Source organism: Streptococcus dentasini (assembly GCF_053206945.1).
The window spans coordinates 166155-191360 of record NZ_JBRUHS010000001.1 but is presented as its reverse complement, the minus strand read 5'-3'; the positions used below and the strand labels follow the sequence as shown (position 1 = coordinate 191360).

Annotated in this window: 21 protein-coding genes and 1 other annotated feature; of the genes, 1 reads left to right on the top strand and 20 read right to left on the bottom strand. The window is 41.4% G+C overall.

The genetic code is table 11. The features are described 5' to 3' along the window. Positions 1-123: 123 nt before the first annotated feature. The 6 genes from glf to rplJ all read right to left on the bottom strand — a co-directional run bounded on the left by glf (position 124) and on the right by rplJ (position 5852). A complete protein-coding gene (gene glf / locus ACVR1G_RS00950) occupies positions 124-1233 on the bottom strand; it encodes a UDP-galactopyranose mutase (protein WP_447451354.1) in 1110 nt (369 codons plus the stop codon). Positions 1234-1320: 87 nt separating this feature from the next. Further along, positions 1321-2112, bottom strand: a complete 792-nt coding sequence (locus tag ACVR1G_RS00945) for a DUF4422 domain-containing protein (RefSeq protein ID WP_447451353.1) — start codon at positions 2110-2112, stop codon at positions 1321-1323. Positions 2113-2121: 9 nt separating this feature from the next. Then, the gene (locus ACVR1G_RS00940) at positions 2122-3570 is read right to left on the bottom strand and encodes a flippase (RefSeq protein ID WP_447451352.1); all 1449 of its coding nucleotides are present in this window, start codon (positions 3568-3570) and stop codon (positions 2122-2124) included. A 43-nt stretch (positions 3571-3613) separates the two neighbouring features. Beyond that, entirely contained in the window at positions 3614-4282 is a 669-nt protein-coding gene (locus ACVR1G_RS00935; protein WP_447451351.1) for a sugar transferase, read from the bottom strand. A gap of 620 nt (positions 4283-4902) precedes the next feature. Beyond that, positions 4903-5274 carry a 50S ribosomal protein L7/L12 gene (gene rplL / locus ACVR1G_RS00930; RefSeq protein ID WP_447451350.1) on the bottom strand — a complete coding sequence of 124 codons (372 nt, stop codon included), beginning with the start codon at positions 5272-5274 and terminating at the stop codon, positions 4903-4905. Positions 5275-5345: 71 nt separating this feature from the next. After that, positions 5346-5852 (bottom strand): 50S ribosomal protein L10, encoded by a 507-nt coding sequence (gene rplJ, locus ACVR1G_RS00925; protein WP_447451349.1) that lies wholly within the window; start codon positions 5850-5852, stop codon positions 5346-5348. A 26-nt stretch (positions 5853-5878) separates the two neighbouring features. Continuing rightward, positions 5879-6042 (bottom strand) — a sequence feature (ribosomal protein L10 leader region). Positions 6043-6412: 370 nt separating this feature from the next. Between rplJ and ACVR1G_RS00920 the strand changes: the two genes are divergently transcribed. Beyond that, positions 6413-7576, top strand: a complete 1164-nt coding sequence (locus ACVR1G_RS00920; protein ID WP_447451348.1) for an MFS transporter — start codon at positions 6413-6415, stop codon at positions 7574-7576. A 38-nt stretch (positions 7577-7614) separates the two neighbouring features. Here the strand turns inward: ACVR1G_RS00920 and mmuM are convergent, their stop codons facing one another. From mmuM to gloA2, 14 genes are all read right to left on the bottom strand, one after another. Beyond that, a complete protein-coding gene (mmuM, locus tag ACVR1G_RS00915) occupies positions 7615-8562 on the bottom strand; it encodes a homocysteine S-methyltransferase (RefSeq protein WP_447451347.1) in 948 nt (315 codons plus the stop codon). A gap of 11 nt (positions 8563-8573) precedes the next feature. After that, a complete protein-coding gene (locus ACVR1G_RS00910) occupies positions 8574-9950 on the bottom strand; it encodes an amino acid permease (protein ID WP_447451346.1) in 1377 nt (458 codons plus the stop codon). A gap of 394 nt (positions 9951-10344) precedes the next feature. Continuing rightward, the gene (locus tag ACVR1G_RS00905; RefSeq protein WP_447451345.1) at positions 10345-11712 is read right to left on the bottom strand and encodes an FAD-dependent oxidoreductase; all 1368 of its coding nucleotides are present in this window, start codon (positions 11710-11712) and stop codon (positions 10345-10347) included. Between the two features lie 827 nt (positions 11713-12539). After that, the gene (locus ACVR1G_RS00900; RefSeq protein WP_447451344.1) at positions 12540-12911 is read right to left on the bottom strand and encodes a type II toxin-antitoxin system death-on-curing family toxin; all 372 of its coding nucleotides are present in this window, start codon (positions 12909-12911) and stop codon (positions 12540-12542) included. Continuing rightward, entirely contained in the window at positions 12908-13165 is a 258-nt protein-coding gene (locus ACVR1G_RS00895; protein ID WP_447451343.1) for a type II toxin-antitoxin system Phd/YefM family antitoxin, read from the bottom strand. The genes ACVR1G_RS00900 and ACVR1G_RS00895 overlap by 4 nt, the downstream gene beginning before the upstream one ends. Before the next feature lie 133 nt (positions 13166-13298). Beyond that, entirely contained in the window at positions 13299-14210 is a 912-nt protein-coding gene (locus ACVR1G_RS00890) for a hypothetical protein (protein ID WP_447451342.1), read from the bottom strand. Positions 14211-14484: 274 nt separating this feature from the next. Next, positions 14485-16110 carry an ATP-binding protein gene (locus tag ACVR1G_RS00885; protein WP_447451341.1) on the bottom strand — a complete coding sequence of 542 codons (1626 nt, stop codon included), beginning with the start codon at positions 16108-16110 and terminating at the stop codon, positions 14485-14487. Continuing rightward, positions 16097-17458: an SIR2 family protein gene (locus ACVR1G_RS00880; protein ID WP_447451340.1), complete on the bottom strand. Its 1362-nt coding sequence runs from the start codon at positions 17456-17458 to the stop codon at positions 16097-16099. Before ACVR1G_RS00880 ends, ACVR1G_RS00885 begins: the two co-directional genes overlap by 14 nt. A gap of 5 nt (positions 17459-17463) precedes the next feature. Continuing rightward, positions 17464-22137 carry a DEAD/DEAH box helicase gene (locus tag ACVR1G_RS00875; RefSeq protein WP_447451339.1) on the bottom strand — a complete coding sequence of 1558 codons (4674 nt, stop codon included), beginning with the start codon at positions 22135-22137 and terminating at the stop codon, positions 17464-17466. Next, the gene (locus tag ACVR1G_RS00870) at positions 22134-22322 is read right to left on the bottom strand and encodes a hypothetical protein (RefSeq protein WP_447451338.1); all 189 of its coding nucleotides are present in this window, start codon (positions 22320-22322) and stop codon (positions 22134-22136) included. The genes ACVR1G_RS00875 and ACVR1G_RS00870 overlap by 4 nt, the downstream gene beginning before the upstream one ends. Before the next feature lie 264 nt (positions 22323-22586). Beyond that, complete coding sequence (gene dhaM / locus ACVR1G_RS00865) at positions 22587-22961, bottom strand: dihydroxyacetone kinase phosphoryl donor subunit DhaM (RefSeq protein ID WP_447451337.1); 375 nt, start codon at positions 22959-22961, stop codon at positions 22587-22589. A 1-nt stretch (position 22962) separates the two neighbouring features. Beyond that, positions 22963-23538, bottom strand: a complete 576-nt coding sequence (gene dhaL / locus ACVR1G_RS00860; RefSeq protein WP_447451336.1) for a dihydroxyacetone kinase subunit DhaL — start codon at positions 23536-23538, stop codon at positions 22963-22965. A gap of 10 nt (positions 23539-23548) precedes the next feature. Then, positions 23549-24538 carry a dihydroxyacetone kinase subunit DhaK gene (dhaK, locus tag ACVR1G_RS00855; RefSeq protein WP_447451335.1) on the bottom strand — a complete coding sequence of 330 codons (990 nt, stop codon included), beginning with the start codon at positions 24536-24538 and terminating at the stop codon, positions 23549-23551. Between the two features lie 252 nt (positions 24539-24790). Continuing rightward, a complete protein-coding gene (gene gloA2, locus ACVR1G_RS00850) occupies positions 24791-25204 on the bottom strand; it encodes an SMU1112c/YaeR family gloxylase I-like metalloprotein (protein ID WP_447451334.1) in 414 nt (137 codons plus the stop codon). Positions 25205-25206: the final 2 nt, after the last annotated feature.

The following is a 25206-nucleotide window of genomic DNA, read 5'->3' as shown; positions in this document are numbered from 1 at the left end:
AAGGTACATAATTTTTTCTGGTCAAATTTTTATTGATTTTTGCGTCAATTTCAAGGAATAATAAGATAGCAAGATAGAGCGTAGATACTTTACCCTTTAAGATCTGATCTATGCTGCTGATAATTACCTTACTTCACTTCTCACACACTGCAGGGCGGCAGCGATGACTTGGTGCATGTCGTAGTAACGATAGTGACCCAGACGGCCGCCGAAGATAACCTGACCTTCTTGGTCAGCTAATTTCTTGTATTCCTTGTAGAGGTGATTGTTGCGATCGTTGTTGACGGGATAGTAGGGTTCATCTCCACGGTGCCAGGTCTTAGAATGTTCCTTGGTGATGATGGTTTTAGGCTGAGTGCCAAATTCAAAATGCTTGTGCTCAATGATCCGTGTGTACGGTGTCTCTGCATCCGTATAGTTGACCACCGCATTGCCCTGATAATTTTCCAGCTCGAGGGTTTCTGTCTCAAAGCGCAGGCTGCGGTACTCCAGCTCACCCAGTTGGTAATCAAAGAACTGATCGATCATACCGGTGAAGACCACCTTAGGAAAAGCCGCTAAGTAGGCTTCTTTTTTAGCGAAGAAGTCAACGCCAGTCTCCACATCAATATTGGCATGATCCAGCATCTTCTCAACGATCTGAGTGTAACCTCCGATCGGAATTCCTTGGTAGGTATCATTGAAATAGTTATTGTCATAGGTTAGACGAACCGGCAGGCGACGGATGATAAAGGCAGGGAGTTCCGTCGTTGGCTTGCCCCACTGCTTCTGTGTATAATCCTTAATCAGCTTTTCATAGATGTCGGTCCCCACCAGCGAAATAGCCTGTTCCTCGAGATTTTCAGGCTTCTTACCACCTAAGACAGCCCGCTGCTCATCAATCTTAGCCTGAGCCTCCTGCGGTGTCACCACACCCCAGAGCTTGTTGAAGGTGTTCATATTGAAGGGCAAATTGTAGATTTCCCCCTTATAATTAGCAATGGGACTGTTCGTGTAGCGGTTAAACTCTGCAAACTGGTTGACATAATCCCAAATTTCCTTGTCAGACGTATGGAAGATATGAGCCCCGTACTCATGTACTTGGATCCCTTCCACTTCCTTGGTATAGATATTTCCAGCGATATGGTCACGCTTTTCAATCACCTTGACCCTCTTACCCTTGAGGGCCGCTTCGTGGGCAAAGACAGCCCCAAACAAACCCGCACCAACAACTAAATAATCATATTGTGACATCGTATTCTCTCTCTTACTTAAAATCATTTCATCTACTATGATAATCTCTTGACAAAAGGAAGCCGAGCTCCTAAAAGTGATTGCTTTTTAAAAGCTGGCTTCGTATTTCTTACCAAAGAATTTGGCTTGCAGGAAGGACAGCCCCTTCTTCCACAGATTGACCTTTTCCATGTAGATAAAGGGCACTTCTTTAACTGTGAGATCCTGCTTATCCAACCAGACATTGAAGAGGATCTCACTGACTCGGCCGAAGAGACGGGCTTCAAAGGCTGTTAAAACCTTGGTGTCGATCCTTTGGTAGAGCTCTTGCAAGATCGGAAAAAGCCAGGCACAGTAGGCATCCGAATTTGCCTTAGACATGAGATACATATTAAACATATAGCCTGAGCGTTGCTGCATAACGCGGTCAAAGGCCGTCAGATAATCCGGCTGAATTTGCTCGATAATGGCCCTCGCCTCGTCCAAATGACCACCATCAAAGGTGTGGGCATAGTGGGAATAAAGGGTTTCGATATAGTATTTACGGCGCTTGGGAACAATGACATCAGCCTGATCCAAGAGCTTCTCGCAGTCAGCCTGCGTGAGAATGGCCTGATTGATATCCAGACCTTCCTTGTAACGCACCCCATCTTTAGCAAAATACCGCCGATAGTGTACCAGCCCCAGATAATCACAATCCAGATTCTTCCAAGCCCAGTAAAGACCCGTGAGTTCGCTGTAGTATGGATTGCGTTCTGAGATGTTCTCACCTCTATCGTCTGGCGTGTAACCAATATCAGGCTTGCCTTTAGCGCCGACTTGAATCGGCAGATAAAGCTTGGTATCCCGCGGCATGACAAAAGGTTTATGCGCCGCCACAAGCAACGTAATGTCTTTCACAAATACTCCTTACTTCTTATAATAATGATAAAGATAGCGGATGAAATCATCCCTGATAGCAAGGCTGACAAGGACGTAAATCAATCCAAATACAGTCGCTGTCACAGCCAAAATAAGAAAATTTGAAGCTCCGCTCAAGAGCCCCATATAGAGCGCTAGAGCTGCTAAACTTGCTAAAAGTGTCGCTAGGAAGTTCTTATAGTAGTGCAGCTGAGATAGAATCTCTCTGAGAAAATCACGCAGCACATAGATTTGGTAGGCAGTGACAAAGGTCTCAGCTACCAGAGTACCAAAGGCTGCCCCTGCTGCGCCAAAACGAGGAATGCAGATGATGTTGATGATGAGATCGACAACCGCACCTAGGGCCACTGACTTGAGGACCTCATTTTCCCGTTCGGTCGGCACCAAAATCTGGATTCCCAAGAGATTGGACAGGCCGATCAAAAAGAGCGTCGGCATAATCAGCTGCATGGGCAGGATAGAGCCTGTGTAGCTCGTTCCTGACAGGAAATAGATGCCCTGCTTAGCAAAGAGGGTAAAATAGACCCAGAGTGGAATAGCAATAAAACCAATAAACTGCAGGGACCTCACGCTCAGGCGATAGAATTCCTCTTTGCGCTCATGCTTAACATAGTACGACAGACGAGGCAAGAGAACACTTCCCATCGATGTTACAAGACTGACCAAGATAGCCTTGATTTTGACCGAGGCATTGTAATAACCGACAGCCGCATCCCCCTTCATAAAGCCCAGCATGACCGCATCCAGATTGGTGTAGATAGTCGTCGCTACTGTCATCATAAAAAAGCTAAAGATAGGCTGAAGATGCTGGCGCAGATCCATATTAGCATACCACTTAAGCTTGAGGTGGCGTCTCAGATTGATGAAGTTAAAGAAATTCGATCCCACGCTGGCCAGAATGGTAATAGCTCCGTAAATGACATAATCTCCCTGATCGTGAACCAACAGAAACATAAGCGCTAAGGATACGAACTTAAGAACGATCGAGCGTACAGTAATGTAAGCGTACTGTTCCAAAGCCTTATAGAGCCACTCGCAGCCGATTAAGTTGAAAACGAGGGTAGCAATATTAATCATAAACAGCGTTCTATCCTGAGCCATGCGAGGGACTGCAGCGATAGCGACTAGGTAAGCAGTCAGCGATAGCGCCATGGCTAGGCCATTGATGACCATAATCTCCTGAACTGTCTTGGACAGCCGCTCCCTATCATCGCGCACCTTGGCACAGGCCCGAATTCCATAGGTCGGAATGCCCAGCATCCCAATCATGGCAAAGTAGGACACGATAGAGGTCGCAAAGGCTACCTTACCAGTCCCCACCGGCAAAAGAACCCGCGAGACGTAAGGGAAGGTTACTAAGGGAAAGACAATATTCGAAATGGTCAAAATGAAATTCATGATGATATTCATCTGAACAGAAATCTTCTTTTCAGCCATCAGCTTTCCACCACTCTCTTCTCAATCGGCAAAATCTTTATCATCAGTGAGCTCCCCTTCCGCTTAATACTTGTCTCACCGTCAAAAGAGTTATTTTGACATCTAATCTAAAAGAAAAATGCCGCGGATAATAAAGTTCTAGCTGGCAACGCTCAGGATACAAGACATCGCTGCGTCCAGAAACCTGCCACCAGCCTGTAGCACCTGGTTTCACCGACAGCAATTCTTTCTTTCCTTGCTCTGTATATTCCTCGAGTTCAGCAGCTAAGATTGGCCGAGGACCAACAAAGCTCATATCTCCTTTTAAAATATTGATAAACTGAGGAAATTCGTCTAAACTTGTTTTCCTGATAAAAGCACCGATTTTAGTTAAGCGGGGATCCTCACCCTCAGGGAATTTATAACCATTAGACAGATATTTCTGATAGAGCTCTTTATCTTGTTTGAGCATTTCTTCGGCATTTTCCACCATAGAGCGGAATTTAATGATTTTAAAGGTTTGGCCATTTAGCCCCATTCGCTCTTGGGTAAAGACAACTCTTCCCTTGTCCTTGCCAAATGAATAACAGCAAAGAATGATAACAGCTAAAGGCAAGAAAAAAACAACAGTACCGACAAGGCCAACCACAATGTCTAAACCGCGTTTGATATAGCGATTGTAGATGCCTTGTTTTGCTGTTATTTCATGCTCCAATGTTAGCCCATTTCCCATAAATTTTTATCACTTCCTATTCTAAGAAAACATGCCTTGATATTACTCTCCCAGATAATATTAAAAATACAGCGATATCGCTTATCATTTTATCATTTTATCATTTTTACATACGTTTTACAATGTCACCAAACTGAAATTTTCAAGTAAACATCTCAGTGCCATCAGTCTAACATAGGGGAGAAATGAGGGTTGCTTAGACCAAGAATCCTCTCTACTGCGGACGTACTTTTTACAATTCGTTCGATATATCACCTGTCAAAAAAGTGCCTCGTCATAGTAAAAGTCGCATCAGGACATCCTGCTAAAATACGAATTCTTCTACATTATACAGGTCTAAGCTTCTATTTATCATAATTTACGAGACAAAATTCCTAAAAAATTTAAAAAAGGAGGGGAGATTCAGTCAGTAATTATGATAAAATCACAATTTTGATTTTTCTCGCTCTCTTATTTTAAGGTTCAGAGCTTTGCTGCTTTTCTCTTTTTAGGCAGAAGGCTTTGGCCGTCTACCACCAGACGGTGCCAACCTCCACAGTATCTCAATATCATATGAATCAAGTGCACCTAAAAAGCCACCACCAGATGGTGATGGCTTAACAATTTGAGCAGCGGCCCTATTATTTAAGAGTTACACTTGCTCCAGCTTCTTCAAGCTTAGCTTTCATTTCTTCAGCTTCAGCTGCTGCTACACCTTCTTTAAGTACTGATGGTGCATTGTCAACGAGAGCTTTAGCTTCTTTAAGACCTTCGCCAGTGATTTCACGAACAACCTTGATAACAGCAACTTTCTTGTCACCGCCAGCAGTCAATTCAACATCAAATGAATCTTTAGCAGCACCTGCATCTTCTGCACCAGCTGCGCCAGCTGCAGCTACAGGAGCAGCTGCAGTTACACCAAATTCTTCTTCGATAGCTTTTACAAGATCGTTCAATTCAAGGATTGAAGCTTCTTTAATTTCAGCAATAATGTTTTCAATGTTCAATGCCATTGTCATTTCCTCCAAATATGTTTTTATTTTAGATAGGCTGTAGCTCTAGGCTACCAATTGCGATGAACTGCTTAAGCAGCACCGTCTTCTTCTTTGCTGTCGGCAACAGCCTTGACAGCGTAAGCAACGTTGCGCACTGGCGCTTGAAGTACAGAAAGGAGCATAGAAAGCATACCTTCGCGGTTTGGCAGGGTTGCCAATGCTTGGATCTCTTCTTTTGAAGAAACAGCGCCTTCGATTGCACCGCCCTTGATTTCAAGTGCGTCAGCTTCTTTTGCAAAGTCGTTGATGATTTTTGCTGGTGCTACAACATCTTCGTTTGAAAAGGCTACAGCAGATGGTCCAACAAAAAGGTCTTTCATGTCGTCGAGACCAGCTTTTTCAGCTGCACGTGACAGGATTGAGTTTTTGATCACTTTCAGCTCAATGCCGCTTTCACGAAGTGAGCGACGAAGATTAGTGTCTTGCTCAACTGTCAAACCACGTGAATCAACAACCACAAGAGCCGCAGCAGCTTTCATCTTTTCAGCAACGACTTCGACCAGTTCGGCTTTTTTTGCAATAATAGCTTCACTCATTAGTTTTACCTCCGTTATTATTTTGTCTGGAAACGAAAAAATTCGCATCCAAACCCAGACACGAAAGTACAAATACGTTTTATAGCAGCTCAGAAAAATTCTGAGTCTTTTAGTTCTACGTTTTTGTGCCTCGGCAGGATGTTTATGAGTTGAACTCCCCTGCTGTCTTAGGTCGGTTATATAAAACCTAAACATTATACTAACACGGATCTAAATGAGTGTCAAGGCTTGTGTATAAAATAAAATGAAAAATCCTTCTTAGACTAGGGTGAAAAGCTCGTCTGATTTTGATATGATAGAAGCACTTAGATAACAAACCTCTGCCGTATCTTAATAATTGAACACGGGCTGCGACTTGTGCAAAAAAGATAGTTTCTTTCTAGACGCAAGCGTCTTCGTTGAACCTCCTATTTTTGCTTGATCCGCGGACTCCCTTTGTATCTTAATAATTGAACAGGAAGCTAATCTCTTCGGAAAAAAGACCGACTTCCTTATGTCCAAGGACACGGCGTCTGTCGCCTATTTTTCGGTCAGAGATTTTCGCTAAGCGAACCGCTTCTTTGTATCTTAACTTAACTGAACCCGCCTACGACTCTGTAAAATTAGACTCACCTTTTACCACTATTCCAACTATCCTACCTGATATCGCTAAAAGTCTGGGGGTGTCTGTCAGCTCGCTAGGGGCCTTGACCTCTATTCCGCTGCTCATGTTTGCAATTTTTTCCTCGCTAGCCCCTAAACTGGCACGCGTCTTTGGTCTTGAGCGGCTGATTGCCGCGGTACTTTTAATCATGGCAATGGGGTCAGTGCTTCGTATCATCTCATTACCTACCCTCTATCTAGGAACCATCCTAATCGGAGCGACCATTGCTTGTGTCAATGTCTTGCTCCCCAGTATTGTCGCTACTTATTTTCCCCACAAGGCTGGTGCCTACACTACGCTTTACACCAGCGTTATGGGGCTCTCTTCTACTATTCTGACCTCTCTAGCTTCCCCAATATCGAGTATTTTTAGCTGGCGTGGTTTTATTATCCTGCTGTCAGGTATTATCCTGTTAGGCTTCATCCTTTGGCTGCCCAATACCAGAAATCCTCGTCAAATCCAAAAAGAAAGCGCACAAGAAGAAAACAGCCACTCGCAAAATCTCTGGAAGAACCCCTACGCCCTTGCTATGTTGGTCTTCGGAGGCCTGCAGTCTCTGCTCTTTTACACAGAGTTAACCTGGCTGCCGACACTATCACAAGCTTCTGGTATGTCGGCCGATCAAGCAGGCTCTCTGCTTGGCCTCTACAATCTGGTCAGTCTGCCTATGTCTCTGACAATCCCCTCCTTGGTAAGCCGACAAAAACGTCGAGTAAGAACCGCGATCATGCTTGGTTTTGTTGGATTGACCATACTGGGACTGGCTATTCTGCTGCTTTCGCCAGCTGACTATTTCCTTTGGGCAATCGGCCATATCAGCCTTGGTTTGTCAGTAGCTGCGTTATTTCCCTATATGCTGGTTAGTTTCAATCTCAAGACAAGCCATGCTCAAGATACGGCTCGCCTTTCAGGAATGGTTCAAACTGGCGGTTATCTCTTAGCCTCAATTGGCCCCATTGTCCTCGGCTACAGTCAGGAAATTTTTGGAACATGGGATGCACTGCTGTGGATTCTAGCCTTGGTTACAGTCATTGTAGGTGGGGCTCTGGTTACCTTTGAAAAAGTCGATAAAATTTTATAAGAAAAAATCGCCTCCCTGCAGGGGAAGGTGATTTTTCTTTATCTAAGATTTCCAGATAGGATTTCAATATCCTGCGGTCGCGTACGACAGCAGCCTCCAACAACCTTGGCACCAAGTTTGTGCCAGTCTCTAGTATTTTCTAATAGGCTGTGAGAATGGTCAGCCGATTGAGTCCACGTTTGACTGGCGCCATCATAAACTTCACCAGAATTGGGATAGGTGACAAGGGGCTTTTGAGTGTATTGTCTCAGCCGACTCAGAAACTCATGATAGACATTGGGTGAACTGCAATTCAGTCCCACTGCTAAAATCTGTGAACTGGCATTCACGAGCTCAGCAACTGTTGCAATATCTGTACCATCCGAAATTGTCTGTCCATCCTGCGAAGTGAAGCTCATATAAGCCTCGACTTCTGGAAATTCTTCAGCCAAAAGTTCGCTGAGGGCCTGTGCTTCAAGGAAATTGGGCATGGTCTCCAGAGCTAGGAGGTCGACGCCTTCTTGGATCAAGAGTGCAATTCGCGGACGGTGGAAGTCCTTGAGTGCCTCTTTTGTGATAGAGCCGTACTGTCCCGTATATTCGGAGCCATCGGCCAGATAGGCTGCGTAAGGCCCTACATCTCCGCTGATCAAAGGAAAGGGACGCTTGGCCTTTTCTTGGTCGCTAAGTTCATTCCAAACCTTATCGCGGGCCTGCTTGGCTAGGGTGACAGTCAGGGCGATGACAGTTTCAGCCTTTTCTTGACTAAGACCGTAATCCAAAAGTCCAGGTAGGGTTGCCTGATAGCTGGAAGTTGTCACAATATCACTGCCGGCTCGCAGATAGGTTTCATGGATATCTTGGATATAATCAGGATTTTCTAGGAGATACTTGGCCGACCAGAGTTTACCGGAAACATCATGCCCTCGGTACTCCAACTCGGTCCCCAAGGCACCGTGCAAAATAATGTAATCCTGTGATTGTAGTAATGATTGAAATGCTCCCATAAGTGTCCTTTCTACCACTTTTTAAAGCGGATAAAATGATAAATGTAGCAAAGAATGACAAAGGGGACGCCAAAATAAAGGCCGGCTCTTTGAGAGGGATCCCAAGCGATTCCGATGATAGAAACGATAAGGAGAAGGATTGTTAGATAAGGCAGTATCGGGCTGTGTGGTGTTTTGTAGTCCAATTCATCCAAGCGATGCTCTTTGAGCCAGCGCTTACGAAAATTGATCTGAGCGATTGGGATGGATAGCCAAACTACGACAACGGCAAATCCTGCAATTGATACTAGGGCTAAGAAAATAGTCTTTTCATAATAGATACTGGCAATCAAAGCAATCACAACACCGATCATCGAGAGGATCATAGCGCGCATTGGTACACCGTTATCATTGATACGGACGATATTCTTGCTGATCATGCCTTCATTGGCTAGTGACCAGAGCATGCGGCCAGAGGCATAAAGTCCAGAATTAGCTGCGGACAAAATAGCAGTCAGAATGACAAAGTTCATCAGATCTGCCGCAAAAGGGATCCCAATCTTGTCGAATACGACGACAAAGGGAGCTTCTACGACACCTGCCTGACTCGCTGGCATCAAGGCTGCTAGCACTGCCATCGTCAGACAAAAGAGGAACACCAAGCGTCCAATAGTAGACTTAATGGCAAAGGGAATCTCTTTTTTAGGATTGTCAGTCTCTCCTGCAGCCACTCCGATCAACTCAATCCCTGAAAAGGCATAGTTGACCGATAGGATCACAGTGATGACTCCTAGGAGACCTTTGGGAAAGAGCCCGTCTTTGACGAAATTGGTCAAAAGTGGTGCCTGATGACTTCCCTCATATGGAAGTATCCCAAAAATTGCTAGCCCTCCTAATAGGATAAAGAGAATAATGGCATAGACTTTGATACTAGAAAAGTAATACTCAGTCTCAGCAAACCACTTGACGTTCAAACTATTGACCAAAAAAACTAAAGCTGCAAAACCAGTTGCAAAAACCCAGACAGGCACGCCGGGGAACCAACGCAGCATGAGGTTAGCCGCTCCGATGAACTGGGATGCCAGAGCAACCGTCCAGCAAAGCCAGTAAGACCAGGCAACAGTAAAGCCAGTCCCCGGACTGATGAATCTGGTCGCATAAGTATGAAAAGAGCCTGTAACCGGCATGGCTACGGCTAACTCTCCTAGGGAAAACATGATCAGATAGACCATGACAGAGCCAAAGAGATAGGACAAGACCGAACCGAGCGGACCTGCCTGAGCAATGGCATAGCCAGAACTCAGGAAGAGGCCAGTACCGATGATACCACCGATTGATAGCATCTGCAGATGTCGGCTGCTCATCTTACGCTGGAACTGACCTTCATTTTCAAAATTGTGATTTTCCATAGGGCCTCCAAAAAATTCTTGTCCCTTAATCATACCACAGTTTTGAGACACCAGAACCATTGAATTTTTTTATCACGCGGTATAGAAAGAGACTATAGAAAAAGCAGAAGAGCCCTGTTCATCAAGACCAGCCTCTGCTGCTTCTTTCTTTGTCTATTTATAGCTGTACACGCTGTTGTGATAGGAGGCGAGCCTTATCGGTTGCCTTTTCCGTGGGCAGTGGATTATCAACAAGAATAGCCACCTAGCCCAATTTAGCATCGGTCAAGATCACGAGACTTGGCACTAGCCTTATCACGAGCTAGCATTCCTAAGACAGCCAGACTAAAACTTATTAGGCTAGGGCTAAGTCGCTCAGGCTAATTTACTCAGGGTAAGCCTCCTAGAACCCTAATCAGAAAGGTGCTAAATCTAGGGCATGCTGAGCTGCCAGATTAAGTAGACTCCACTGGCGATCAAATCCTGGTTGGAAGAAGAAATCAGCTTGAGCCAGATCTTCCAAGGTCATCTTATGACCGACAGCCAGAGCTAGAACATTGCCCTGAGCTGTGACATCATAGGAGGACAGCACAGCTCCGCCCAAGATCTGATGGGTCAGAGGATTGTAGGTCAGGCTAACATAAACCTCGGGATTATGGTCGTCAGGAATATAGGCCGGACGCAGGCGGTCGTGGTAGAAACTGGTCCTGTAAGAGACTCCTGCTTTTGCAGCCGTAAAGGCATTGAGGCCACTAGTTGCAAAATGATAGTCAAAGACACTGAGAGCAGAGGAACCAACAACTCCCGCAAAGGCTTGACTCGGTTTAGCTTCAAAGAGATGTTTGACCAGATACTGAGCCTCACGCCGAGCTGTTGTTGCAAGAGCGATCGGCAGAGGCTTACCAGCTGGGATTGACAGAGGCAGAACAGCATCCCCAATGGCATAGACATCAGACAGATTGGTGCGGAAATATTCATCAACCTTGATAAAACCGTCTGGCTCTAAATCAACCGTTCCTTGCAGCCAGTCGGTGTTAGGCTGAACTCCTGCTGCGACGATCACCAGATCAGCTTTGATTTCTCCCTTGTCAGTGACGACTGTTTGGACCTTGTCGGCGCCTTGGAAGCGCTCGACCTTGGCATTCATATAGAGGTCAACATCGTGACGCTTAAGCTCTTCTGCTACCAAATCAGCTAATTCAGGGTTGAGGTAGGTTTCTAGTGGTCGGTCAATCACATCAACCAAGCTAACCTGCTTGCCACGGCTAGCAAAAACATCGACAGCTTCTAGGCCGATGTAGCCAGCACCAATGACGACAACATTTTGAATAGCGGGTGATTCTAGAGCTTCCTTGATTTTAGTCGCCCAATCATACCCGCGCATGAGGTAGATATAATCAAGGCCAGCTCCTTCAACCGGCAGACTGACTGGACGGACACCAGAGCTCAAAATCAGTTTATCATAGTCTACTTCCTCGGACTGACCCGAGTGCGTATCCTTGACCGTCACGGTCTTTTGCTCTGGGTGAATGGCGGTGACTTGGTGGTTGTTAAAAATCTTACCGCCTTTTGCTTCCAAATCAGCTGGCGCAAAATTGCGAACATCATCCTTGGCTGTCACCTCATCCTTGAGGTAGAGTTCCATTCCACAGGACATAAAGGAGACAAAATCCCCTGCCTCATAGATGGTGACATCCAGATTCTGATACTGATCCAGCAATTCAATGGCGGATTCATGACCACCGTGCGATGCTCCGACAATGACAACTTTCTGCTTATCCATATATAGACCTCCTGATAAAATACAAAGCCGTTAAGCGTTCCAAAGGAATTTAGGAAATGGAGTGACGATTCACTGAGAATCTAGCGACATCTTTCTAATTCCACAGGAACGTAGGCGAGTTCAGTTAAGTTAAGATACAAAGAAGCGGTTCGCTTAGCGAAAATCTCTGACCGAAAAATAGGCGACAGACGCTGTGTCCTTGGACACAAGGAAGTCGATCTTTTTTCCGAAGAGATTAGCTTCGTGTTCAATTGACAAAGTATCGCTAAGACCTTAGGTCTTGCTCTACTACACAAACTACTATGGTAGTTTGCTATGTCAATTACTAACTTCGAACCTTCGGTATGATCGACCGTAGGTTCGAAGTGTCGCAATTCTCAAGATACGGCAGAGGTTTGAGCTAGCCTCTCGTTAAGTTTACGTGATGCAAAAAGCCAATCTCCTAGTAGGATTTCAGCTGTGCCGCAGTGAAAAGTAACCGCTCTCCACTACGCCCTTATTTTACTGCTCCCAGTATGGGATTTCAAACAATTGGATTATAAATTTGAAGGAGTCTGCTTATCCGGCCAGATTATCATCAGACAATAGCAAAAGAGGAAAAGCACCAACATTGGATACTGGTGCTTGGTATTGATATAATGACTCTTTCCAAAAGCTCCATGTTCATTAATTAGTAAATATCCCTACGGTGGCCAACTGACAAGGCTAATATGATCAATAAAAAACGACCTAGCACTGGTAGGCATTACGAAAGTAAGAGGCGACGCTAGATCTCTATCATTATGCTTATGATAAGATATTGATTATTCAACAAAAAGTCCAAATAATCAATGACTCTTTATAAACTCTAAAATATCATCATGGGTAAATTTTGAACTAGCTACGCCTAGCCCTAGTGAGACTAATTCTTTATCTGTACATTCCAGAACAATGCCATTGATTTCTAGTAAAACTAACATAGCAAATATGCCGATTCGTTTGTTCCCATCCAAGAATCCATGATTCTTGATTAGTGAATAGCAAAGTCTAGCTGATTTCTCTTCGATCGTAGGATATTGGTCAACACCAAAGTAAGATTCAAAAACATTGTCAACTGCGGATTCCACCATTCCTATATCTCGAACCCCATCAATACCGCCAGAAGTCGAAATGAGCTGACTATGCAATTGAACAATTTGCTTAGCCGTTAATCGCTTCATTTTGCTAATTCCTTAAAGGCGTCTAAGTGGCGTGACAAGATAGAATTTGCTACTTCATCGACACTAGCTTGATCAGCAATAGCTGCTTCTGATTTCTCTTCTCGCACCAAGGTATTATAGTCAACCAAGACATATTTAGGTTTATTATTCTTTAAAATAACTGCTGTCCCCTTGCTATCTACCATTCTGGCAACTTTTGAAAAATTTTGATTGGCTTCTGTGATTGGGACTAAATTCTCTAAATTGATTTGCATAGCAATGTCCTCCTTGCCTTTACTTTATCACTTTTCCTCTTAAAAATCAAAAAATCTAGGATGAAAACATCCTAGGATTTATTCTTTATGAAAAGACTTAATTTTTATAAATATGATTTGAAGCTTATAATGCTCAATTCGTTGGTATTCTTCCTATAAAGCAGAAGTACAACAACTCTTTGAATTTAATTTGCTCATTTGTTGATGATAAATAGAAATCAAGATTTTCCTCATGATAATATTTTGCAGCTTCTTCAAAGGTTCTATAATAGGCACCACCTGATGCTGACTTCACCTTTGAATTTTGTATTACTGAGCTTAGTACCCCAAATGCATTTTGAAATTTTCTTAATTGCAAAGGTAGCTCTTTTTCATCAAAATCCTCTATATAATCAACTATTTCAGCCTCTGTAGGATAGGGGACTTCACTAATTTTGTCTCTATTTCTAATCAGCCAGTAATATGCTTCATCCCAGCACTTACTTTTTACTAAAGATAGCATATATTTATCTAATAATAGAACATTATCAAAACCTTTCATATCTACCAATTTTTGTAAAGTTCTAAACCTTATTTCGGGTGGAAGCTGCGAAAACATTGATAATACATTTTTATCAGATTTTAAACTTAACTCATATTCCAAAAAATATTGCACGAACAAGTAAGAAAATAAATCCCAAACTAGATTTTCAGCATCTTTCCACTCTTCTAAATCAGCAGTTGCATGATTTTGTGTATGAGAATGCTTATTGCCTATCTCTCTCAATTTGTTTACGGTACTTTCAAAATCTTTCCGTAATAATCTGTCTATACTATTTAGCCTTTCAGTTGTTTTATATTTAGGATTTTTCTCAGGTGTAGTAATATCACCCAACTCCATTTTTTCTCCCATGCCTAAATCTAAAAATCTTCGAGTAATTAATTCCGTCAATTTACGCAATAAAACAATCTTACTACTTATACTAATTTCCGAGTAATAAATATCAGAAATTAAGTCTGAAATCAACACTTCATAATCACTATTTTCAAATGGTGTAATCGCCATATTTTTTACTCCTTAAAAAAGCATATGAAACTAAAATTCCATATGCTTTGCTGTTACTTAGAGGTAATCTGACTGTTTGCAAGTTGGGCAAGAGTGATTTCTCTATATGAAGCAACAGCATCCGATGCTAGTCCAATAAGGGCTAGAATAATTTTCGTCCAATCGACTTCCATTATCTCTTCCTCCTTCTAGGCACTTCCTGTGCCAAAAACCGAGGACTAACATCAATGTAATTTTATTATTATAGTTATACCTTGTCAATTAAATTTCAAAATTATTTCCCTAACAAGCTAGGCGTCCTATTGAGATGCGTTCTATTACATTTTTTAACTTGAATATATAAATCTTTTAGTAAATTGATACTAGTAAGTACAGCTTCTCCAGTATTTAATTTTTTTATCTGATTCATCTGATTTTCTGATAAATGATTCTGAATTGATTTCAACTCATCGGGAGAAGTTAATCTGTGTACAAGTAGAGTTCCCACTTGTCCTAATAGCACTTTGTCCACATCATTAGGGCTTTGGGTAGTTAGAAAAAGAAAGATACCTTTTTTTCTTCCTTCACGTGCAATACTAGTTAAGCCAGTATAAAATGTGAAGCCTTCACCATTAACTCCCTTCGTATATCTATGAACTTCATCAATAAACATTACGAATGGTTTTATCACCTTGGTTTCTAAATTAATTAAGTGATTTGAAATAAGATCAATAATCATCCCACCAATTCCATCAGTTGTTCCAATTTTAGAAACATCTAAATACAATGATTTTTCAGTTTTTCCCTCCGAAAAATTATTGATAATGTCAATTAAGTTCCTTCCATTTGAAGTAAAAAAATTAACAAGAGTAGTATTAGTTAACTTATAATTAACCTTTTGGATAAGATACTGATTTGTATTAAAGTTGAAAGTATTTGCTACTAAAAAACCCTTTTTATCTTGTTGATTCGTTTCCATTGCTATCTGCTCTGATAATAATTTAATATTAAAATTTTTATCTTCTTCAGATAAGGAGGATAAATCTTGTTCTACGTCTGTTACTAACTTTCCGACTTTTTTATATACTCCATTACACCTGTTCTTATACTGATAGCGTAAAGAACGTATTGCCTCAGCTAATACAGCTGGCTGAGTCCCATCATTTGTCTCAAAAAGAATTGACCATTGATTCATTGATATTTGTGATAACGGTAAGAAAGCATTCTCTCCAAGTATGTATTTATCAACTTCTGATTCCGTAAACGACTCCGAATATTCTCCTGTTGGATCTATTATCAAAGTTCTTATGCCATCATTGACCAGTTTATCCAAAATGCTCAAGGCTGATGTAGATTTACCACTATTGGTAGTTCCTACTGCCATTAAATGTCTATTAAACAGAGTTTTAGGTTGTAATTTTATTGGGTACTCTTGTGAGCTAAATGCAAGTTTTGCAAAAGAAGATAACTGCTTCTCTTCGTCTGGACTTACTTCGATTGATTTAATAAATAGCTCTACTACCTTTTCATTTGCAATATACACCCTATCAGTTATACCAACGGTATTTGTACCATTCAGTTTAAAATACTTTTCACCCAGTGGTATATAGCCAAGTATATCAATGCTTATTTCTGGAAAAATTTTCTCTTGTAGTCCGTTTGTCAGCATTTCATGAACACTATCCGTATTTGGAACCTTAGATTGAAATATTTCTCCAAAGAATAAACCATTACTTGAATCAATCAAAACATAGAAATTTATGGTATTGGGAGACAGTATATCTGTTCTTAACTTTCTATATGAGAATAGCGATAGATTTTCTATTTGAATTGTAGAATATGAGCGGTTCACTTGAGAAATCATTCCAAGATAATAATTACTTTTATCCGCTATATCATAAAAACTATCAATTTTTGTCATTTAAATACCTTCCGCTCAAGTAATCAACTAAGTCGTTATTCATCGTTGCCTTCAAAAATGAAATTGGATAACCATCATTCATTAACTGTAGCAGTTCTGCCCAATTTTGATTATATTTAGAATTCTCCTCAGTAATCTCATTATATTTATTGTTTTCCTTATCCCACTCTCTATTTGGATCAATATTAAAGTCAGTGACCAATAACTTAAGACTAGAATTATTTTTCAATGCTTGTGTGACCATTTTAGAGATATGAGCGTCGGCAAAACTAAATCCAGACGAAATCAGTAAAGTATTGGGACGTTTTATCAGCTCTTGAAATTTTGTAAATAGTTCAAAATAAGGTTCCTGATAGCTTTGAGCAAACTTGTCTGAGCTAGGAAAAACCATAACCATTTTATCTGTTTCAGTAATACTATCTTTATTTTTTCTTACGATATCACCGTTATCTTGTTTCTCCCAAGTAAGTGAACCATGAATTTTAACAAGATTAAATGTCTTATCTTTATATTCCACTTCTCTGGTATTAACATTTTGAACTTCTCTCACAAGATTCCACTCAAACATATTGCTGTCAAATTTAGGTAGTGGAGTAAAATTGAATCCATCAAAAATGACAAAATTATTTTCTGCAGCAGCCTCCTCAATTAAAACATCATAATTTGTTGTAATAACAGAAAATTTATTGCCATCTTTTCCCGATAGGCTAGATAAAAAGTTCAATAACGCTCCATGTTTCAAGTCTTTGCTATCATATGAATAATTTGTATTTTCTTTGATGAGTTCCAATATTTTTTGAATAGAATGATTGAATGTTTCTTTCTCGTTTTCTGATACATACGGTCGGTAATGAAAAAGGGTCGATAGGAAGTCTTCCAAATTGAAACTACTATTAAGTAATGGACTGTCTTCGGATTCAATTTGTCCCTCTACTAATATTTTTCCATTATTGTATTTGCATTTTTCTGCCAGTTCTTCTAGTGTATAAATATCCTCCATATCATGTAGTTTTTCAAATATATCATCGGCTATCATTTTTACTGTTTTACCGTAATTAGGATTGCCACCAACCACCGAAGCACCCGCACCTGCAAGGAAAACAATATTTGAATACCTCTCTCCATAAATAGTTTTACGAATTTTTTCGCTAATCAAACGTTTAAAATCAATCTCTTGAAATTCATTTTGAGAACCATCTTTTGACTCTTGTTTTTCGAGTTTCCCATTGGAATCAAAAAACTCCTTGTCATTAATTTTATCTACACCGTATGAGATAGCATTCGATAAATAATGCAATTCAATTTCTTGATCGTTAGTCTCATTCTCACCTTCAAAGAAGAAAAACATATAACTCACTCCTCCACTTCAAACTTCGGCAGGCTATTAACCAAATCCACTGTCTGGATAGACACATTGATAATCCTAAGCAGTAGATTAAAGATATACTTTTCATCAGTGCTGTAGTCATTTGGATCGTCAGTAATTCCTGACTTCTTATCTGTTTTAACTTGGTACTGGTCCATAATCCACTCAATCGCCGAGCGACCGTTAACCATGTACTCATAGGCTTTTTCAGGAATATTTCTGATGGTAATATCGTTATTATAGACAATAGCAGAGCGGTCACCTTTTTTGATGAATTTCATCTTAGAAACCTTGTAAGACGGTTGAGCAGATAACTGAATCTCCACATCATCATAGACAGGAACTTCCTCATAATTAAGGTGCAAATTCATCAAGGCTTTGCCGACCTCCACATACTTGTCTTTCTGCTTAACAATCGGAATCCGAGCCAAGTCTTTCTTCAAATCATTGGCATACTTTTCTTGATATTCACGAGAATTAAGCAAACCATAAACATAAGCAAAGGTGTCATCTAAACTTAATCCAAGTTTGTCAGCAAATGCCTGATTCATGTTGTCATTAGATTGGAAAAGTTGGGTTTCATCCACTTCATTGTCGTAACGCATGAAGCCTTGACCGTTCATCATAAATTGATAATCAGGAATACAATTGGTGATAAGCACACTAAATTCCTTATTACTACCATTCCCAGTTGTTACAATTGTAAAATTATTTTCTCCGAATTGATTATAGTATTTTGAAGGTCTATGAAGTAATGACTTACCAAAATAAAGATTTTTCTTTACAAAAGGTCTATAAGAAATCAATGCTGTTTTTTCAACAAATTCTATCTTATTCAATCGTACAGCGTCTTTTTTTAATCCCTCACTCCAATTTAGGATTTTAGGGTCATAATTTAATGAACTTTTTCGTTCAACTTGAGGAATATTTGAAAGCCTTTCAACTTCAATATTGTAATTTTCAGTTAGTCTTCTAGCATTATCTAATGATTTTTTCTTATTAAACGAATAAACCCAAGGGTCTCTACTTGTAACGATACCAGTGGCACTATAATTGAAAATACCATCATGCTCAGAGACTAGCTTACTGTATAAATTAAAATTTCTATCCCTTTGATTAAGCCAGTCATTATTATCATCAGGGAGAATAGTCTGCCAATCAATAGCTGAAATATCCGCAAACTCTTCGATAATGCGGAGCTTTTCTTTCTGTGACAAATAGTCGCCAATGTCATGATAGTGGAGTTCATGACTCTCTGAGCCATCCTTGACTAGAATAGAAATCGCTACGGGTGTGCGACTACCTGAACCAAAGATTTTCCCACCTTCTCTACGTGATTGCTCGCCTTGCGTTCGTTGATTTCCACGCAAATTGAAAATATAGAGGTCGTTAAATTCTTCGTAGAGGCTTGCTCGCAATCCATCAGCACTGCTACTATCAAGGTAACTACCATTTGAAACAAATGCTACAATGCCATTCTTTTTTAGCCTATCTGTAGCCCATCGAAGTGCTTTAACATAACTATCCATTGTACCATTTTGAGCATTTGCTTTTGATTTTGCAATATATGTTTTTCTGATGTTTTCTTCTAACTTTTCATAATGTATGTTTTGGTTGTTATCACTCTCAGCTCCCTGCCCTTTAGAATACGGTGGATTACCAATAATAGCTGTTATGGGCTGTTCCTGCTGACGTTTCAAACGCTTATCATTTGTTCCAAAGAAGCTATCATCAAGGGTATCTTCGTTTTCAGTGGATTCAAAGGTGTCTGTCAAAACAATGCCTTCAAACGGGATATAAGGTTCCTCACCATTCAGGTCATCAAAGACTGCTTCGATGTTGATAGCTGCGATATAGTAACTGAGCAAGACAATCTCGTTGGCATGAAGCTCTTGGGTATATTTTCTAAGTAAATCTGTATAAGTGATTTCTCCCCTATCCAAGAGTCCTTTGAGATAGTGCAGGGTACGTGTGATAAAAGTTCCTGTACCAGTAAATGGATCTAGAATATGGACATTTTCACTAGCTAAGGTCTTACCGAAGTGCTCTCTCAAAACCATATCCACTGACTTGACGATAAAATCGACCACTTCAACTGGGGTAAAGACGATTCCTAGACGTTCAGTAGTTGATTTAAAACCTGTTGCAAAAAACTTATCATAGAGTGTCACAATGATTTTCTGCTTAGCCTCGGCATTATCGATCCCTTCTGCACGCAGGCGGACAGATTCATAAAAAGGCTGCAATTCTTTTTGTTCTTTTTCAAAGCCGTACTGAGACAGTTCCTCAATAATCTGCTCCATAGCCGAACTCACAGGGTTATTTTTAACAAAGCTGTAATCACCAAAGAGGGCGTCAAAAATCGGTAAGGTAATCAAGTGCTGTGCCAACATTTCAATGGCCTGATTTTGATCAATGGATTCATTGATATTGTGCTGCAAACTATGTAAGAACTTTTCAAAGGCTGCCCCACTTTCAGGATTTTGGTCTAAAATGATTTCAATCCCTTGGATATGACGTCTGGCAATGTCCGCAACATCTTTGGACCAATCTTCTAGATAGCGTCTGTCCCCAACTTTCTGAACAATCTTACCGTAAATAGCACCCTCTACCGCTTCCCATTCTAGTTCAAGTTCTGTTTGATAACTTGCTTGTGGCTCTGATACAAAACCATCATTAAAATTAGGATCATCGGGTGCACCACCAACACCAATAACTTGAATATTTTCCGGTTTCTTTTTATTAAGTTCTAATTTATTGATTGTCGCTTCAAAGCGTTCGTCAACTGATCGTAAGGCATTTAAAACTTGCCAAACCACATCATAGGACTTATTATTATCAAGGATACTCTCAGGTGTTTCTCCTGCGGGAACAACTATCGGCAAGATGATATAGCCGTAGTCTTTTCCTTCAAATTTACGAATGATACGCCCAACTGCTTGGACAATATCTACTTGCGATTTACGAGGTGACAGGAAAATAATGGCGTCCAGATTGGGCACATCAATCCCTTCTGTTAAGAAACGGACATTGGACAAAATACGAGCAGAATCCTCTGTAATGTCATCACTCGCCAGCCAATCCAGCGCTTCATTTTTCTCAAGGGCATTCATACTACCATCGACATGACGGACAGTAACAGAGTAACCATCTTCACTGTCAAGATAATCATTCACAACACTTTCAAACTGTTCGGACAATCGCTGACTGTCTTTGATCGTGCGCGAAAAAGCAATCGCACGTTTCATTGGTTCGCCAGAAACCTTATCTGCGAAGCTTTCTCGCTTAATCATACCATTCCAAACACCAATAATACGACCAACATCATCAATATTGAGCCCATTTTCTGAATCAGCTAATGATTTTTGCATATCCTTTTGGACAACTGTCTCATCTACTGCCAAAACCATGAGTTTATAATCAGTGAGAATATCATGACTAATGGCATCACCGAAACCTAAGCGATAGAAAACTTTTCCATACAGACTTTCATCATCCATACTAGAAACCACAATCGAATTGCTTTCTGCTTTTTTCTTGGCTTCTGTCCCGTATAGTTTTGGTGTCGCTGTTTGATAAAGACGTTTAGCACCTTTGACATTGAGGTTACTGTGTACTTTTGTGAATGATGAATCTTCATCACCAAGTGCTTTAGCTCCAGTTGTACGGTGGGCTTCATCGGCAATGATCAAATCAAACTCAGGGAAACCATTCTTCTGAGCTGTCCCTAAAACATCTATGGATTGATAAGTACCAAAGACAATTAAAAGTTCTTTTTTAGGTTGAGTTAACAGCTCTTGATAATTTTCAACTACTTTTCTAGCTGATGTAGTCGCTGGATAACCAATATCGCTGGCTTTAATCGTAATATTGGATTCATCTTGTTTGACACTGCCACGGCTAGCATTTCTATCACTGGTAACAGCCATTGAAGATATGGTCATGCTAGTATCGTTATTCCAACCACGCAAAGTCTGAGTCAGCAGTTGGATACTGGGGACAAGATAAAGGATGGCATATTGTTCCTTGTGTGCTTCCTTTGCCATAGCTTCTGCTACTTTCAGACTCGTAAATGTTTTACCAGTACCAGGGGCCATAATCAGCTGACCACGGTCATGATCTTTGAAGTATTCTAGGGCAGATGAAATGACCTCCTTTTGATAATAACGAGGTTGTTTTTTAGCTTTAATGATTACTTCTTCCGGCCGTTCAAATGAAAAATGTTCCCAATCAATACGAGAGTTTCTGAGATCAGATAAACCAACACGAACAACATCACTTCTATCAGCAAGGGCTTTCTCAGCATTCTTACCCCACTTATCGGTAGAAGCGACAATAATACCAGATTCATAATAATCTTTTCCAAGCTCACCTAAAAAAGAGTCGATATTAGACTTTTGAACAGCATGATTATAGAACTTTGCCTGAATAGCAACCAACTTACCTGTAAACTTTTCAGCGACAAGGTCAACACCAATATCAGTTTTTGGTATCCCATATTCGTCGGGCACATCTGCTAGCAACCAAACATTTTTGAACTCATTTTGATAGGTTGGCTCATGTTGAAAATAAGCACGAGCGAGATATTCAAAGTAGGTTCCTCTATCACGTTGAGTGTCTGCTACTGCATTGATTTGTGCAACTAGATTATCAAAAGTCATGTTGTTATCTCCTTATTTTTAATCATAACTATAGTATTATTTTGCTCCAGTTTGGCAAAGAAATTACCCCAAAGATCTTCTTCTGTGCGTAGGTCATCGCGCAGGCTCCACTGACTCTCGCCTGTTATCAACTGCTCAATGACCTGATCCTCAATCACCAGCTCATTTGTCACTTTAATCGCCATAGTCATCACTTTCTAATCTTATACTATCTTTACTATTATAGCATAGGAGAGGTTAAGGAAACATAAACCTTGGAAGATAAAGCCGCTAAAATCAAAAAAACGCTCCAAACGTTAGTTTTTTGGACTAACTCTTGGGGCGTCTTTCCTTATGAAGTTTTTCTGCTAGACGTCGATTCTGTCAAAATTTGGATTTGGATAGATCCTAAAACAAGATTGTAAACAAGGACTGCGTCTAGAACAACAGGGTTGGGATTGGGCCGTTACCTATTTTTCAATGCCTAAGTCCTTTAATTGCTCTAAGATGCTTTCTGTATCTGCGCCAGCCTGTAAGAGTGCGGCGGCAGCATAGGCTCCTTCAACGATAGGGACATCCTTGATATGGATGATTTTTTCTGAAAAATCAGCGACCATTTCTAGGTTCATTTTAGCACTGCCTAGATCAAAGAAGGCCAAGAGCTCATCTCGTGAATTGCTTTCAACGGCCTTTTGAACCTGATCAAAGCTGGTACCGATACCGCCGTCCTCTGTGCCTCCGACAGCAGTGATTTCAACATCGCTGGCGACTTCCTCGATGAGATCAACGATACCTTGGGCGATATATTTTGAGTGTGAGACTATAACAATTCCTGCTTGTGCCATACTAGTCACCTGCTTCCACTAAAGCTTCAAAAAGGTAGCCGGATGAGCAGGTCCCGGGATCGATATGCCCAATGGAACGCTCACCCAAGTAGGAGGCACGTCCCTTGGTTGCCCTGATAGGGGCAGAATCCTCAATATACTGATGGATCTTGTCTAGTGAGAGCTGTTCGGTACGTAAGTCCTCTAGAACCTTCACCCAAATGTCAACCATGGTTTTTTCGCCGACTTCTGCCTTGCCGCGCTTCTGGATCATCTCCAATCCTGCTGCAACCGCCTCGGCTACGGAGTCACTGGTTTGAAGAGACTTGGTAAAGCCCATAAAGGCTGAACCGTAAAGGGGGCCTGAAGCACCGCCAACCTTGCTGAGGAGCTGCATGGAGACTACTTTAAAAACCTCAGCTGGATTAGCGAAATCTTTGTCTTCTAAGTTTTCCATGACTGCAGCCATACCTCTTGCCATATTGCCTCCGTGGTCACCATCACCGATTGGCGTATCTAGCTGGGATAGGTAATCTTTATTGACTTGAATCTTGTTGTTGAATAATGACATCCATTTAATCGCTTGTTCTGCATTCATATCTGTCTCCTTACCAGGCAATTGTCCTAACAGGCGCCTCTAGCGCTTCTAACCAAGTTTCGTCTTCCAGTCGCACCAAGGTTAAAGATAAACCAGCCATATCAATGGAGGTCATGACATTGCCCAGTTTTTTATAGGCGACCTGTATTTTTGCTTCTTCTAAAAGCTTCGCGAGGTCATTGGCAAAGATATAGAGTTCCATCAGCGGTGTTGCTCCCATACCATTGACGAGGACAGCATATTTTTCACCTGCTTTTGGTTGGAAAGAATCCACCAGCTTTGTCACTAATTCTTTGGCGAGCTCGGCAGATGGTTTCATCTTTTCCCGCTGGTAACCAGGTTCGCCGTGGATACCGATGCCGTATTCGATTTCATCATCGGCGAGCTCAAAGCCTGGTTTACCAACTTCTGGAACCGTTGCACCGCTTAGGGCCAAGCCGACAGTATGGATATTAGGAACCAGACGGTCTGCTAGCTCCTTAATCTCTTCCAGACTTTTTCCGCTGCGAGCTGCATGGCCTAGAATTTTATGAACGAGAACAGTACCTGCAACGCCGCGGCGTCCTTGGGTATAGAGACTGTCTTCGACAGCGATATCGTCATCGACGACGACACTGGCGACAGAGATGCCTTCCATTTCGGCCAGTTCTTGAGCCATTTCAAAGTTCATGACATCGCCTGAATAGTTCTTGATAACCATGAAGACGCCTGCGCCCTCGTCGGCTTCTTTGATGGCTGCTAAGACTTGATCGGGAGTGGGTGAAGTAAAGACTGGTCCGCAGACAGCTGCAGAGAGCATGCCTTCTCCGACAAAGCCTGCATGAGAGGGCTCATGACCGCTACCGCCACCGGAGATAAGCGCTACTTTCCCTGTTTTCGGGGCGTTACGGGCGATGATTTCCAACCCATCTACACGGTGAAGGAGCTCACCATATGCAAAGACCATACCATCCAACATTTCAGTGACAACAGCTCTAGGATCATTCATAATTTTTTTCATAAGTCCTAACTCCTTTGTTTTTCTTTATGCTTTTATTATAGTAAAGCGTTTGCAAAAAAGAAAGGGACAGCTGTTTGATGGTGTCCCTTTCCTTTTAAATGACAAAAATAGAAAAATACCGAAGGGGTAAGTTTAGCACGAGTATCGCTATTCTTTTGCAAATGGTACAGTGAAAAAATTCAAAAAATCATAGATTTGGAATTTACATAATTATATTTCCACCACATTCGCTTTGCTGCTTAGTTTACTTGTTTACTCGTGGAGCTCTAAGGGCAGGCCGTCGGGATCCTTGAAAAAGGTCATCTTTTCACCAGTGAAGCTATCACGGCGGATAGGTTCGCAGGTGATTCCCATAGCTTCAAGCTCAGCTACAAGGGATTCGATGTTCGTAACACGAAAGGCCAGATGGCGTAGGCCTGCTGCCTCTGATACTGCTTCTGGATAGCCGACACGCTTGGGCGGTGCCTGATAGGCAGGATCACTGGTCTTGTTGCCAAAAATCTCCAGCTCAATATCTCCACACTTGAGATCCAATTTATAGTCGTGACGCTCGGGGCGGTGGTTTTCCCGGATAATATCAAAACCTAGTTTATTGACATAGAAGTCCCGAGACAGCTCATAATCTGAGACGATAATGGCAATGTGGTGAATAGCATTTAGCTGCATAG